This is a genomic window from Ornithinimicrobium humiphilum (assembly GCF_006716885.1).
Lineage (GTDB): Bacteria > Actinomycetota > Actinomycetes > Actinomycetales > Dermatophilaceae > Ornithinicoccus > Ornithinicoccus humiphilus.
The window spans coordinates 2,724,752-2,737,117 of record NZ_VFPU01000001.1; the positions used below are offsets into that span (position 1 = coordinate 2,724,752).

Here is a 12,366-nt window from a genome sequence, read left to right on the forward strand (position 1 = left end):
CCCGCCGTCCTCCGCCCCTCCCGCCCGAAAGGGATCCCCCATGCTCTCCACCCGCGCCCTCGCCCTGGCCGCCACCGCCCTGACCGCCTCCCTCGCCCTCACCGCCTGCGGCGGCGACGAGACCGAGCAGACCGACGCCTCCGGCCCGCTGCGCGTGGCGGTCACCCCCGTGCCGCACGCCGACATCCTCCAGTTCGTCGACGAGGAGCTGGCCCCCGAGGCGGGCCTCGACCTCGAGATCGTCGAGTTCACCGACTACGTCCAGCCCAATGCCGCCCTCGACACCGGCGACGTGGACGCCAACTACTACCAGCACGGCGTCTTCCTGGCCGACCAGATCGAGCAGGCCGGCTACGACTTCACCGGTCTGGGCACGATCAGCTTCCAGCCGATGGGCCTCTACTCCCGCACCGCCGACTCGCTCGACGCGCTGCCGGAGGGCGCCACCGTGGCGATCCCCAACGACCCGGTGAACGGCTCGCGCGGTCTGAAGCTGCTGGCGCAGGAGGGCCTCATCACCCTCGCCGACCCCGACGCCGCCGTGCCGACGCTGCTCGACGTCACCGACAACCCCAAGGACCTGCGGTTCGAGGAGGTCGAGGCAGCCCAGCTGCCCCGCAGCCTCGGTGACGTGGACGTCGCGGCCGTCCCCGGGAACTACGCCCTCGACGCCGACCTCTCGCCCCAGCGCGACGCGCTCGTGGCCGAGGACACCTCCGACCGCACCTACGCCAACCAGCTCGTCGTCCGCACCGGCGACGAGCAGGACCCGCGGATCGTCAAGCTCCTGGAGCTGCTGACCTCCGACGAGGTCCGCCAGTACATCGACGCCACCTACGACGGCGCCGTCGTCGCGGCCTTCTGACCGCACCGCCCGACCCCGCTCCACTCCATACCCACGCAGAAGAACAGAAGGAAAAGCCCGTGCGCACCGCCCGCTCCCTCGTCCCCGTCCTCCTCGTCGGCGCCCTCGCGCTGACCGCCTGCGGCTCCGACGCCGACGCCGGCGCGGAGGCCTCCGCCGACGCCCCGCTCAAGGTCGGCGTCTCCCCCGTCCCGCACGCCGAGATCCTCCAGTTCGTCGACGACGAGCTCGCCGAGGGGGCCGGCATCGACCTCGAGCTCGTCGAGTTCACCGACTACGTGCAGCCCAACGTCGCCCTCGACGACGGCTCGCTCGACGCCAACTACTTCCAGCACGAGCCCTACCTGGAGGAGCAGAAGGCCGCCGCCGGCTACGACTTCGTCGCCGTCACCCCGGTGCACCTCGAGCCGCTCGGCCTCTACTCCGACACGGTCGGCTCCGTCGACGAGCTGGCCGAGGGCGCCCAGGTCGCCATCCCCAACGACCCGACCAACGGTGCCCGCGCCCTCCAGTTGCTGGCCGACCAGGGCCTGATCACCCTGGCCGACACCGGCGAGGCCTCGGCCACCGTGCTCGACGTCGAGACCAACCCGAAGAACCTGAAGTTCGTCGAGATCGAGGCCGCGCAGCTGCCCCGCAGCCTGCCCGACGTCGACGCCGCCGTCATCAACGGCAACTACGCGATCGAGGCCGACCTGTCCCCGGCCGAGGACGCCATCGCCGCGGAGTCACCGGAGGGCAACCCCTACGCCAACCTGCTCGTCGTCCGCGCCGGCGACGAGGACGACCCGCGCATCGTCAAGCTGGCCGAGCTGCTCGCCTCCGACGAGGTCGCGCAGTTCATCGAGGAGACCTACTCGGGCACGGTCATCTCCGCCCGTTCCTGATCTCTGTCGCCGAAGGGTCCGGACCACCGGGGGGGTGGTCCGGACCCTTCGGCGTCCGCGGACCTGTTCCCCGCGAGGCACCCACCGCCCCACGTCGCCAGTTCCCCACCCGCCGGGGACACGGCATACCCCGGTCCCTAGCATCTGGCCATGGAGACGCGCAGCCCCCGGTTCCTCGACCTCGCCGACCCGGCCTTCGACGTGACCGGCCCGGACGTGATCGACGCCCGTGAGGAGTCGTGGTGGGCCCGCACCAGCTACGGATATGCCGTGCTGCGGCACGCGGAGGTCACCGCCCTGCTCAAGGACCGCCGCTTCCGGCAGGGCAACGCGCAGTGGCCCGCGCAGAACGGCATCACCTCCGGCCTGTTCAGCGACTGGTGGCACAAGGTGCTGCTCAGCCTCGAGGGCCAGGACCACCTGCGGCTGCGCCGGCTGCTCAACCCGGCCTTCAAGCAGAGCGCGATCACGCCGATGGTGCCGGGCTTCACCGCGCTGGCGCACGAGCTGGTCGACGGCTTCAGCGAGCGCGGGTCGGTCGAGCTGGTCAAGGAGTTCGCCGAGCCCTACTCCTCCCGCATCCTGTGCCGTCTCGTCGGCCTGCCCGAGAGCGAGTGGGTCCAGGTCGCGCACTGGGCCGACGACCTGGGCAAGTGCTTCGGCGTGCGCATCAAGGAGGACCTGCCCCGGATCGAGGCCGCCCTGGAGGGGCTCTACGGCTACTGCGACGAGGTGGTGCGCGACCGCACCGCCCACCCGCGCGACGACCTGGTCTCCGATCTCGTCCGCAACCAGCAGGAGGGACGCCTCTCCCGCGAGGAGCTCTCGGTCGCCCTGGTCTTCCTCGTCTTCGCGGGGATGGAGACGACGCGCAACCAGATCACGCTCGCGCTGCGCACCCTGCTGGCCCACCCCGACCAGTGGAGGTTGCTCGCCGAGCGACCCGAGCTGGGCCGTAATGCCGTCGAGGAAGTCATGCGGGTCAACCCGACGGTCACCTGGATCACGCGGGAGGCGCTCGCGGACGTCGACCTCGGCGACGGCCTGGTGCTCAAGGAGGGCGACGTCGTCCAGGTGCTCTCGCACAGCGCCGGCACCGACCCCCGCTCGCACCCCGACCCGTCCTTCGACATCACCGTCGAGCACCCGATGCACATGGGCTTCGGCGGCGGCGTCCACCACTGCCTCGGCCACTGGGTCGCCCGCATGGACATGGCCGTCGCCCTGCCCGTGCTCGCCGCGCGGATGCCCGACGCCCGCCCCGACGGCCTCGGCGAGTGGCTGCCGATGTCGGGCAACACCGGCGCGATCCGCTACCCCATCGCGTTCACGCCGACGCCCCGCCTCGGCTGACCGATGAGTCCGGGGTCCGGCGCGGGTCGGACCCGACATGGCTGACGAGCACTCCCTCTCCATCCCCGGCGCGACCCTGGTCTACGACGTCGACGGTCCGCTGCCGCCCGCCGACGGGCAGCCCGTGCTGCTCATGGTCGGGCAGCCCATGGACGCCAGCGGCTTCCGGGCGCTCGCGGACCGGTTCCCGGACCGGACCGTGGTCACCTACGACCCCCGGGGCCTGGGGCGGAGCACGCGCAGCGACGGTGAGGTGACCAACTCGCCGACCGCGCAGGCCGAGGACCTCCACGCCCTCGTCCAGGAGCTAGGCACCGGACCGGTCGACGTCTTCGCCAGCAGCGGCGGGGCGGTGACGGCGCTCGCGCTCGTCGCCGCGCACCCGCAGGACGTCGCCACCCTCGTCGCGCACGAGCCCCCGATCCTCGGGGTGCTCCCCGACGCGGACCTGGCGCGGCGTGCCAGCGCGGCCACGACGGACGTCTACGAGGCTCGCGGCTGGGGCGCGGGCATGGCGTCCTTCCTCGCCATGACCATGTGGCAGGGCGAGTTCACCGAGGACTACCTGCGCGCGCCGGCCCCGGACCCCGCGCAGTTCGGGCTGCCGACCGAGGACGACGGCTCCCGCGACGACCCGCTGCTCGGCGACCGCTCGACCGAGGTGACCGACTTCGTGCCGGACGTCGAGGCGCTCCGCGCGGCCCCCACCAGGATCGTGCTGGCCGTCGGGGAGGAGACCGGCGACACCCTCACCGCGCGGACGGCCCGGGCGACGGCCGCCCTGCTCGGCCAGGAGGCCGTCGTCTTCCCCAGCCACCACGGCGGCTTCGGCGCCGAGGACGGCCCCTGGCCGGGAAGGCCCCGGGAGTTCGCGGAGCGACTGCGCGAGGTGCTCGCCGGGGCGTGACGGCCCACCGGACGTCACCAGCCCTGGGTCACCGGCTCCTCGTCCAGCCCGAGCAGCCGCCGTCCGTTCGTCCACAGCACGTCGCGCAGCCAGTCCTCGCCCAGCCTCCACCGGTGCAGGGCCTCGAGCTGGTGGGCGTAGGGGTAGGGGATGTTCGGGAAGTCGGTGCCGAGCACGACGCGGGGCCGCAGCTCGGCCAGCCGCCCGAGGAAGCGCGGCGGCACCGGCGCGAGCCGCTCCATGAAGTCGGTGCCGACCATCGTGGTGTCCAGGTGCACCCGGTCGTAGGCCTCGACGAGGTCGGCGAACTCGTCGTAGTCGGGCATCCCCATGTGCGCGACGACGAGGGTCAGGTCCGGGTGGTCCGCGAGCAGGCGCGCCACCCGCTCCGGTCCGCTGAAGCGACCGGCCCGCGGCCCGTGCCCGGCGTGCAGCACCACCGGCACCCCGGCCCGCTCCAGCACCGACCACGCGCCGTCGAGCACCTCGTCGTCGGGGGCGAGCTCGCTGACGGTGACGTGCACCTTGACCAGCTGCAGCCCGTCGCGGACCGCCTCCTCGACGTAGTCCGTCACGCCCTCCTCCGGGTAGAGGGTGGCGCACCGCAGCACCTGCGGGTGGGCGTCGGCGAAGGACCGGCACCACACGTTGAGGTCGGCGGCCATATCGGGGCGGTGGGCGTAGGTCAGCGCCGGCACGGCCCGCACGCCGAGCCGCTCGAGCGTGCGCAGGCGCTCCTCCTCGGACGTCTGGTAGTGGATCGGCCAGGGCGTGCCGTAGTGCTGCTCGGCGTCGTCGAAGTAGGCCCAGATGCGCCGGAGGAGCCGCTCGGGGTGGAAGTGCACGTGGACGTCGGCCAGACCGGGCAGCCCGAGCGCGTCGAGGTAGGCCGGAACCTCCGCGTCGGACCGCGGCGCCACGGCGCTCATGCCGCCGCCGCCTGCAGCGCGTCGCCGGCCTGCACGCCGTAGCCGCCCCCGAAGAGCAGCGCGTGGACCAGCAACGGCACCGCCTGGTAGACCGGCAGGCGCTCGGCATAGCCCTCCGCCAGGGGGAAGGCCTCGACGTAGGCGGCGTAGACCCGCCCGCTGAAGCCGCCGAAGAGCTGCATCATCGCCAGGTCCACCTCGCGGTGCCCCAGGTGTGCGCACGGGTCGATCAGCCAGCTGTCGCCGTGCGGGTCGAGGAGCCGGTTGCCGCCCCACAGGTCCCCGTGCACGAGGGTCGGAGGCTCGGCCGGCCCGAGCTGCTCGGGCGTGATCCGCTCCGCGAGCACCGCGGTCGCAGGGTCGAGACGCCCCTCGTCGGCCGCCCGCCGGGCGAGCGGCACGACCCGCCGCTCCACCCAGGACTCGTGCCAGCTGTCGCTCGGCGCCAGGTCGACCGGACAGGCGCCCAGGTATGCCGTGGGCTCGCCGTCCACCGCGCCCCACCGCTCCCCAGTGGTCCGGTGCAGCGCGGCGAGCTCGCGCCCGAAGCGGGCCTCGGTGGCGGGCGTGCGCTCGTGGCCCTGGCCGACCCACGCCAGCGTGATGCTCGTGCTGTCCACCGCGAGGACCTCCGGCACCCGGGCCCCGGCCGCGGCGAGCGCCCGCAGGCCCGCGGCCTCGCGCTCGAAGAACAGCGGCGGTGCACCGGCCAGCTCCTTGCGGAAGCCGGGCCGGCGGTCGTGCGTGGTGCGCGAGGGGGTACCGGTCGACATGCGGCCATCCTGTCAGGCCGGCGGGCGCCCGCCTGGGAGACTGGGCCCATGCACCTGCTGACCGTCTGCCTCGGCAACATCTGCCGCTCGCCCGCCGCGGAGGCCGTCCTCCTGCACCGGCTCGCCGAGGCCGGCCTGGACGACGTCACGGTCTCCTCCGCCGGCACCGCCGACTACCACGTGGGCACCCGCCCGCACGAGCTCTCCCGGGCCGAGGGCGAGCACCGGGGCTACTCCTTCGGCTCGGTCGCCGAGCAGTTCGCCCCCGACCACTTCGACCGGGCCGACCTGGTGCTCGTCATGGACTCCGACAACGAGGCCGACGTGCTGGCTCTCGCCCGCACGCCCGAGGACGCCGCCAAGGTGGTGCGCCTGGGCGCCTTCGCGAGCGACGCCCCCGAGGGCGTCCGCGACGTGCCGGACCCGTGGGGCCACCCGCGGGAGGCCTACGCCGCGATGTACGACCAGGTCGAGGACGCCGTCGACGGCCTCGTCCGGGCGCTCGCCGACGGCACGCTGCAGGACGTTCTCGAGGCCGCCCGAGGCCCGCGCCCCGGGCACGCGGAGCGGCCCTGACGTGCCACGGGGCGGATTCGATCCTTTTCGCTACGGAGGCGTAGGCTAATGCGTGATATGTCCTCCACTCCCCTGACCCAGCTCGACCGGGTGGTGATCCGCTTCGCCGGCGACTCCGGCGACGGTATGCAGCTGACCGGTGACCGGTTCACCTCGGACACCGCCTCGCTCGGAAACGACCTGTCGACCCTGCCCAACTTCCCGGCCGAGATCCGCGCGCCCCAGGGGACCCTCCCGGGCGTCTCGAGCTTCCAGCTGCACTTCGCCAACCACGAGATCGCCACGCCGGGCGACGCGCCCGACGTGCTCGTCGCGATGAACCCCGCGGCGCTCAGGGCCAACCTCGGCGACCTTCGCCCGGGGGCGACGATCATCGCCAACGCCGACGAGTTCACCAAGCGCAACCTCGCCAAGGTGGGCTACGCGGTCAACCCCCTCGAGGACGGCTCGCTGACCACCGCCGGCTTCTCCGTGCACGCGCTGCCGCTGACGAGCATGACCGTGGACGCGCTGGCCGACTTCGAGCTGACGCGCAAGGAGAAGGAACGCGCCAAGAACATGCTGGCCCTGGGCCTGCTGTCCTGGCTCTACTCCCGCGACACCGCCGGCACCGAGGCCTTCCTGCGCGCCAAGTTCGCCCGTGCCCCGCAGATCCTCGAGGCCAACCTCGTCGCGCTGCGCGCCGGCCACGCCTACGGCGAGACCACCGAGGCGTTCGCGGTCCGCTACGAGGTGGCGCCGGCGCCGATGGCCCCGGGCACCTACCGGACGATCACCGGCAACCAGGCGATGGCCCTCGGCCTCGTCGCGGCCGCCGAGCGCTCCGGCCTGCCGCTGGTGCTGGGGTCCTACCCCATCACCCCGGCCTCCGACATCCTCCACCAGCTGTCCGCGCTCAAGCAGCACGCCGTGACGACGCTGCAGGCCGAGGACGAGATCGCCGCCGTCGGCATGGCGCTGGGCGCCTCCTTCGGCGGGGCGCTGGGCGTCACGACGACCTCCGGCCCGGGCCTGGCCCTCAAGAGCGAGACCATCGGCCTGGCCGTCTCGACCGAGCTCCCGCTCGTCGTCATCGACATCCAGCGCGGCGGCCCCTCCACCGGTCTGCCTACCAAGACCGAGCAGGCCGACCTGCTGCAGGCGATGTACGGCCGCAACGGCGAGTCGCCGGTCGCGGTCGTGGCCGCCCAGTCCCCGAGCGACTGCTTCACCTCGGCCCTGGAGGCGGTGCGCATCGCGACCACCTACCGGACCCCGGTGATCCTGCTGTCCGACGGCTACCTGGGCAACGGCTCCGAGCCGTGGGCGATCCCCTCCGTCGACAGCCTGCTCGACCTGACGGTCGAGAAGGCCACGGTCCCCAACGCGACCGACGAGTCCGGCGAGCCCGTCTTCCACCCGTTCCTGCGCGACGAGCTCACGCTCGCCCGCCCGTGGGCGGTCCCGGGCACCCCGGGCCTGGAGCACCGCATCGGCGGCATCGAGAAGGCGGACGTCACCGGCCACATCTCCTACGACCCGGCCAACCACGACCGGATGGTGCGGCTGCGGCAGGCGAAGATCGACCGCATCGCCGACTCCATACCCGACCTGGTGGTCGACGACCCCACCGGCGACGCGCGCCTGCTCGTGCTCGGGTGGGGCTCGACCTACGGCCCGATCGCGGCGGCCACCCGGCTCGCCCGCACCACCGGCGCCCGGGTGGCCCGTGCCCACCTGCGCCACCTGAACCCCTTCCCGAGCAACCTCGGCGACGTGCTGCGGCGCTACGACCGGGTGCTGCTCCCCGAGATGAACCTCGGCCAGCTCGCCCTGCTGCTGCGCGCCCGCTACCTCGTGGACGTGCAGAGCCACACCGCGGTGCGCGGGCTGCCCTTCACCGCGGCCGAGCTCGCGGAGGTCATCCACGCCCACCTGCTCGAGGTGGCGGACGCGACGACGGAGGCACGCGCGTGACCATCGACATCGGTATGCCGATCCCCCGCAGCGGCACCGGGGCCGTCCCCCGGCTGCCCGAGGGCGAGCGGCTCACCAAGAGGGACTTCACCTCCGACCAGGAGGTGCGCTGGTGCCCCGGCTGCGGCGACTACGCCGTGCTCGCGGCGGTCCAGGGCTTCCTGCCCGAGCTGGGCCTGCGCCGGGAGAACATCGTCTTCGTCTCCGGCATCGGCTGCTCCTCCCGCTTCCCGTACTACCTCGACACCTACGGGATGCACTCGATCCACGGCCGCGCCCCGGCGATCGCCACCGGGCTGGCCACCGCCCGCGAGGACCTCTCCGTCTGGGTCGTCACCGGTGACGGCGACGCCCTCTCCATCGGCGGCAACCACCTCATCCACGCGATGCGGCGCAACGTCAACCTCACGATCCTGCTGTTCAACAACAAGATCTACGGGCTGACCAAGGGCCAGTACTCCCCCACCTCCGAGGTCGGCGCGATCACCAAGTCGACGCCCGCCGGGTCGGTGGACCGGCCCTTCAACCCGGTCTCCCTGGCGCTGGGCGCCGAGGCGACCTTCGTGGCCCGCACCATGGACTCCGACCGCGCCCACCTCACCGAGGTCCTGCGCGCGGCCGCGGCCCACCGCGGCACCGCCCTGGTCGAGATCTACCAGAACTGCCCGATCTTCAACGACGGCGCCTTCCAGCTGCTCAAGGACCGCGACGAGGCCACCGCCCGCATCGCGCACCTGCGCGCCGGCGAGCCCGTCCGCGTCGGTCCCGACAACGTCGTGGTCCGCGACGAGCAGGGCCGGATGGTCGTCGTGACCGAGGCCGGCACCGACCCCGCGCGCGTCGTCGTGCACGACCCGGCCGCCGACGACCCGTCGACCGCCTTCGCGCTCTCGCGCCTGGACGACCCGACGATGCAGCACGTGCCGATGGGCATCTTCCGCCAGGTGGAGCGGCCCACCTACGACGACCTCGTCCGCGAGCAGGTCGAGGCCGCGGTCTCGGCCGACGCCGGGGTCTCGGGCGAGGAGCGCCTGGCCCGCCTGCTGCACGGCCCCGACACCTGGACCGTCGACGGCACCCGCGCGGGCGAGGCCGAGCAGACCCTGGACGGCGAGCGGACCGACGGTCCGACGCCCGCCGCGGGCGACGCGCTGCGGGCCGAGGGCGAGCGGACCCTGGTGGAGTGAGCGAGGCGCAGCAGCAGCGGCACCAGCAGGGCACTGCCTACGGCTTCCTCGCCTACCTGCTGTGGGGCGTCTTCCCCCTCTACTTCGCGATCCTGCGCCCCGCCGGGCCGTGGGAGATCGTGGCCCACCGCATCGTGTGGACCCTCCTGCTCTGCGCGATCGTGCTCGTGGTCCTGCGCGACGTGCGCTGGGTCGTCGACCTGGCCCGCACGCCCCGCCGCGCGCTCGGCGTCGCGGGGGCCGGGCTGCTCATCGCCACCAACTGGGGCATCTACACCTATGCCGTGCTGTCCGGTCACGTGACCGAGGCCGCGCTCGGCTACTTCCTCAACCCGCTGGTCACGGTCGCCCTCGGCGTCCTCGTGCTGCGCGAGCGGCTGCGCCGCCCGCAGTGGGTGGCCGTCGGCCTGGGCGCGGCCGCGGCCGTCTACCTGACGATCGACTACGGCCGGCCGCCGTGGGTCTCCCTCGCGCTGGCCTTCACCTTCGCCAGCTACAGCCTGCTGAAGAACCGTCTGGGCATCACGCTCTCCGCGCTCCGCTCCCTCGCGGGCGAGTCGCTGGCGATCCTGCCGATCGCGGTCGTCATCCTCGTCTGGCTCGGCAGCCGCGGCGAGACGACCTTCCTGGGCGAGGGCACCGGCCATACCCTGCTGATGGTCAGCACGGGCGTCGCCACCGCCGTCCCCCTGCTGCTCTTCGCGGCCGCCGCCTCGCGCGTCCCCCTCTCGACCGTCGGGCTGCTGCAGTTCCTCACGCCCGTCCTCCAGCTGCTCATCGGCGTCGTGGTGATGGGCGAGCACGTGCCCGGCTCGCGCTGGATCGGTTTCGCCCTCGTGTGGCTCGCCCTCGTGATCCTCACCGTCGACATGCTCGGCGCGGCCGGCCGCAGCCGGCGCGACGGCAGGCGCGCCGCGGCCGCGGCCGCGGCTGAGGAGGCGGCGCAGGCGGAGACCGCGGCGCAGACGCCGGCCGAGGACGCGCCCCGCGACCCCGACGAGCTCGACGAGTCGCTCGGCCAGCAGCCCCGCTGCCCCTGACGGCCCGCCGACCGCGACCTGACACGGCGCGCCCCGGCGGAGCCGCCGCTCAGTCGTCGTCGACGAGCGGGAAGACGTCGAGGTAGACGCGCAGCCGTCGCGTGGGCCCGGCCTCGGCCGGCGCCTCGCCGGACCGCTCGGCCTCGCGCCGCTCCTTGGCGGCGTCGGTGTGACGGGCCAGCACCTTGGCGAGCGCCCGGGCCAGGTCCGCCGCCTCCTCCTGGGTCATCTCGGAGGTGCTGCGCGTCTCCGACCCGCCGACGCCGCCGCGGTCGAGCCGCTCGGACGGGCCTTCGGGGTCCACCTCGGCGGCGTGGTCGTGGACCGGCTCGACCGCCGTCACGTGCAGCTCGCCGGGGCGGGCCTCCGGGTCCTGCTGCTCGCGGGCCTGACCTGGACGGTCGCGGCCGACCACCTCACGCTGCCGCTGCTCGTCGCGGGCGTCGCGCTCTACGGCGTCACCCAGGTCTTCGTCGACCTGGCCGGGTCCTCGATCATCCCCCAGCTGGCGCCCCGCTCCCGCCTCTCGGCGGCCAACAGCCGGGTGATGGGGACCGAGCAGGTCATGAACAGCTTCCTCGGGGCACCGGTCGGCGGCCTCCTCGACCCTCAACTTCGCCAGCACCGCCTACTTCGCGGTCTTCGTGCTCTGGATGGTGGGGCCGGGCTCGGGGGTGGGCCTCGAGCCTCAGCAGTTCCCCCTCCTGCTCGCCGTGCTGGCGGTCGGCGCCGTCACGGGGGCGGTCGTCGCCGAGCCGCTGGTCCGCCGCATCCCCGAGGTGCCGCTGCTCGTCGGCTGCTGGGCCGTCAACTCCGGGCTGCTCCTCGTGCCGGTGCTGCTGCCGACCGCCCCGGCCATCGGGGCGGCCTTCCTCGTCGTCGGGCTGACCAACATGGTGGGCAACGTGGTGGGGCGGACCCTCCGTCAGCGCCTCGTGCCCACCGACCGGCTGGGCCGGGTGGGCGGAGCCTCGGGGATGATCGGCTACGGGCTCATGCCGCTCGGCGCTCTCACGGGCAGGGTCGTCGGCGAGATCTGGGGCCTGCCGGTGGCCTTCGTCGGCGCCGCGGCCGTCAGCCTGGCCACCGTGGGATATGTCGCCACCGCCGCCAGCACCACCCTCGTCCGCGCCCACGAGATCGCCTGAGGCAGCGCCGGCGCGCCGTCGACGCCCTACCCCGGCGCAGCATCCTTGCACCCGGTGCAGATTTGCACGGTGTGCAAACTCTTCCTAGACTGGACGGGTGACCCAGACGACCGTGAGCCGCCGTGAGCTCAACAAGGTCCGCACGAGGGAGTCCATCATCACCGCGCTGCGCGAGCTCGTCGGTGAGCGCCCGGTCGACCAGGTGACGGTGGACCAGATCGCCGCCACCGCGGGCGTCTCCCGCCGGACCTTCTTCAACTACTTCTCGGGCGTCCCCGCCGTGATCTCCGAGGTCATCGGCGCGGGCACCGAGCGGCTCGTCGAGGCGCTCGGCCCGCTCGACGAGGGCACCTCCCCCGTCGAGCAGGTGCGCGCCCTGCTGCGTCGGGTGAGCCTGCCCGGGGAGTTGCTCGACTGGCTGGCCGTGCTCAACCTGCACGCCACCGACCGCCACGCCAGCGAGTCGCTCCTGGCGCTGGAACGCTCGATCTGGGCCGACAAGGGGGCATGGCTGCAGCACGAGCTGACCAGCCGTCTCCCGGCCGGCACCGACGACCTCTACGTCGCCACCCTGGCGACCACGATCATGGGCTGCTTCGCCGCCGCGGAGCAGTCGTGGCTGGCGGGCCGCGCCCCCGGCGCTCCCGTCGACGCGACGGCCGTGGCCGCCTTCCACGGCGAGCTCGACCGCGCGCTCGCCCATGCCTCGGCCGGCTGGGCCGCCCCCTGACCCCCTCTTCCCCCT

The 12,366-nt window shown here is 73.5% G+C and carries 13 protein-coding genes; 10 read left to right on the forward strand and 3 right to left on the reverse strand.

Annotated elements, in window-relative coordinates; translation table 11 throughout:
- The first annotated feature begins 40 nt into the window (after nucleotides 1-40).
- The 4 genes from FB476_RS12875 to FB476_RS12890 all read left to right on the forward strand — a co-directional run bounded on the left by FB476_RS12875 (nucleotide 41) and on the right by FB476_RS12890 (nucleotide 4,012).
- The gene (locus tag FB476_RS12875; RefSeq protein ID WP_141819391.1) at nucleotides 41-865 is read left to right on the forward strand and encodes a MetQ/NlpA family ABC transporter substrate-binding protein; all 825 of its coding nucleotides are present in this window, start codon (nucleotides 41-43) and stop codon (nucleotides 863-865) included.
- A gap of 59 nt (nucleotides 866-924) precedes the next feature.
- On the forward strand, nucleotides 925-1,752 hold the full coding sequence (locus FB476_RS12880) for a MetQ/NlpA family ABC transporter substrate-binding protein (protein ID WP_141819393.1): 828 nt from the start codon (nucleotides 925-927) through the stop codon (nucleotides 1,750-1,752).
- Nucleotides 1,753-1,902: 150 nt separating this feature from the next.
- Nucleotides 1,903-3,105 carry a cytochrome P450 gene (locus FB476_RS12885; protein ID WP_141819395.1) on the forward strand — a complete coding sequence of 401 codons (1,203 nt, stop codon included), beginning with the start codon at nucleotides 1,903-1,905 and terminating at the stop codon, nucleotides 3,103-3,105.
- Between the two features lie 37 nt (nucleotides 3,106-3,142).
- Nucleotides 3,143-4,012 (forward strand): alpha/beta fold hydrolase, encoded by an 870-nt coding sequence (locus FB476_RS12890; protein WP_141819397.1) that lies wholly within the window; start codon nucleotides 3,143-3,145, stop codon nucleotides 4,010-4,012.
- 14 nt (nucleotides 4,013-4,026) lie between these two features.
- Here the strand turns inward: FB476_RS12890 and FB476_RS12895 are convergent, their stop codons facing one another.
- The gene (locus FB476_RS12895) at nucleotides 4,027-4,941 is read right to left on the reverse strand and encodes an amidohydrolase family protein (protein WP_141819399.1); all 915 of its coding nucleotides are present in this window, start codon (nucleotides 4,939-4,941) and stop codon (nucleotides 4,027-4,029) included.
- Entirely contained in the window at nucleotides 4,938-5,714 is a 777-nt protein-coding gene (locus FB476_RS12900; protein ID WP_141819401.1) for a fructosamine kinase family protein, read from the reverse strand. Before FB476_RS12900 ends, FB476_RS12895 begins: the two co-directional genes overlap by 4 nt.
- Before the next feature lie 48 nt (nucleotides 5,715-5,762).
- On the opposite strand from FB476_RS12900, the gene FB476_RS12905 reads away from it, so the two are divergent.
- The 4 genes from FB476_RS12905 to rarD are packed head-to-tail and all read left to right on the forward strand — an operon-like array spanning nucleotide 5,763 to nucleotide 10,473.
- Entirely contained in the window at nucleotides 5,763-6,290 is a 528-nt protein-coding gene (locus tag FB476_RS12905) for a low molecular weight protein-tyrosine-phosphatase (protein WP_141819403.1), read from the forward strand.
- Nucleotides 6,291-6,347: 57 nt separating this feature from the next.
- Complete coding sequence (locus FB476_RS12910; protein WP_141819405.1) at nucleotides 6,348-8,246, forward strand: 2-oxoacid:acceptor oxidoreductase subunit alpha; 1,899 nt, start codon at nucleotides 6,348-6,350, stop codon at nucleotides 8,244-8,246.
- Nucleotides 8,243-9,433 carry a thiamine pyrophosphate-dependent enzyme gene (locus tag FB476_RS12915; protein ID WP_238329698.1) on the forward strand — a complete coding sequence of 397 codons (1,191 nt, stop codon included), beginning with the start codon at nucleotides 8,243-8,245 and terminating at the stop codon, nucleotides 9,431-9,433. The genes FB476_RS12910 and FB476_RS12915 overlap by 4 nt, the downstream gene beginning before the upstream one ends.
- A complete protein-coding gene (gene rarD / locus FB476_RS12920; RefSeq protein WP_141819407.1) occupies nucleotides 9,430-10,473 on the forward strand; it encodes an EamA family transporter RarD in 1,044 nt (347 codons plus the stop codon). Before FB476_RS12915 ends, rarD begins: the two co-directional genes overlap by 4 nt.
- A 49-nt stretch (nucleotides 10,474-10,522) precedes the next feature.
- Here rarD and FB476_RS12925 read toward each other — a convergent pair whose 3' ends face one another.
- A complete protein-coding gene (locus FB476_RS12925) occupies nucleotides 10,523-11,098 on the reverse strand; it encodes a hypothetical protein (RefSeq protein WP_141819409.1) in 576 nt (191 codons plus the stop codon).
- Nucleotides 11,099-11,147: 49 nt separating this feature from the next.
- Between FB476_RS12925 and FB476_RS12930 the strand changes: the two genes are divergently transcribed.
- Both FB476_RS12930 and FB476_RS12935 read left to right on the forward strand, forming a co-directional pair.
- Nucleotides 11,148-11,621 (forward strand): MFS transporter, encoded by a 474-nt coding sequence (locus FB476_RS12930; protein WP_170233615.1) that lies wholly within the window; start codon nucleotides 11,148-11,150, stop codon nucleotides 11,619-11,621.
- A gap of 97 nt (nucleotides 11,622-11,718) precedes the next feature.
- Nucleotides 11,719-12,351: a TetR/AcrR family transcriptional regulator gene (locus FB476_RS12935; protein ID WP_141819413.1), complete on the forward strand. Its 633-nt coding sequence runs from the start codon at nucleotides 11,719-11,721 to the stop codon at nucleotides 12,349-12,351.
- Nucleotides 12,352-12,366: the final 15 nt, after the last annotated feature.

Bases quoted from the DNA above. Each gene is read 5' to 3' on its own strand.
- FB476_RS12875 (WP_141819391.1), top strand. From the start codon at position 41: ATGCTCTCCACCCGCGCCCTCGCCCTGGCCGCCACCGCCCTGACCGCC.
- FB476_RS12885 (WP_141819395.1), top strand. From the start codon at position 1,903: ATGGAGACGCGCAGCCCCCGGTTCCTCGACCTCGCCGACCCGGCCTTC.
- FB476_RS12890 (WP_141819397.1), top strand. From the start codon at position 3,143: ATGGCTGACGAGCACTCCCTCTCCATCCCCGGCGCGACCCTGGTCTAC.
- FB476_RS12895 (WP_141819399.1), bottom strand. From the start codon at position 4,941: ATGAGCGCCGTGGCGCCGCGGTCCGACGCGGAGGTTCCGGCCTACCTC.
- FB476_RS12900 (WP_141819401.1), bottom strand. From the start codon at position 5,714: ATGTCGACCGGTACCCCCTCGCGCACCACGCACGACCGCCGGCCCGGC.
- FB476_RS12905 (WP_141819403.1), top strand. From the start codon at position 5,763: ATGCACCTGCTGACCGTCTGCCTCGGCAACATCTGCCGCTCGCCCGCC.
- FB476_RS12910 (WP_141819405.1), top strand. From the start codon at position 6,348: ATGTCCTCCACTCCCCTGACCCAGCTCGACCGGGTGGTGATCCGCTTC.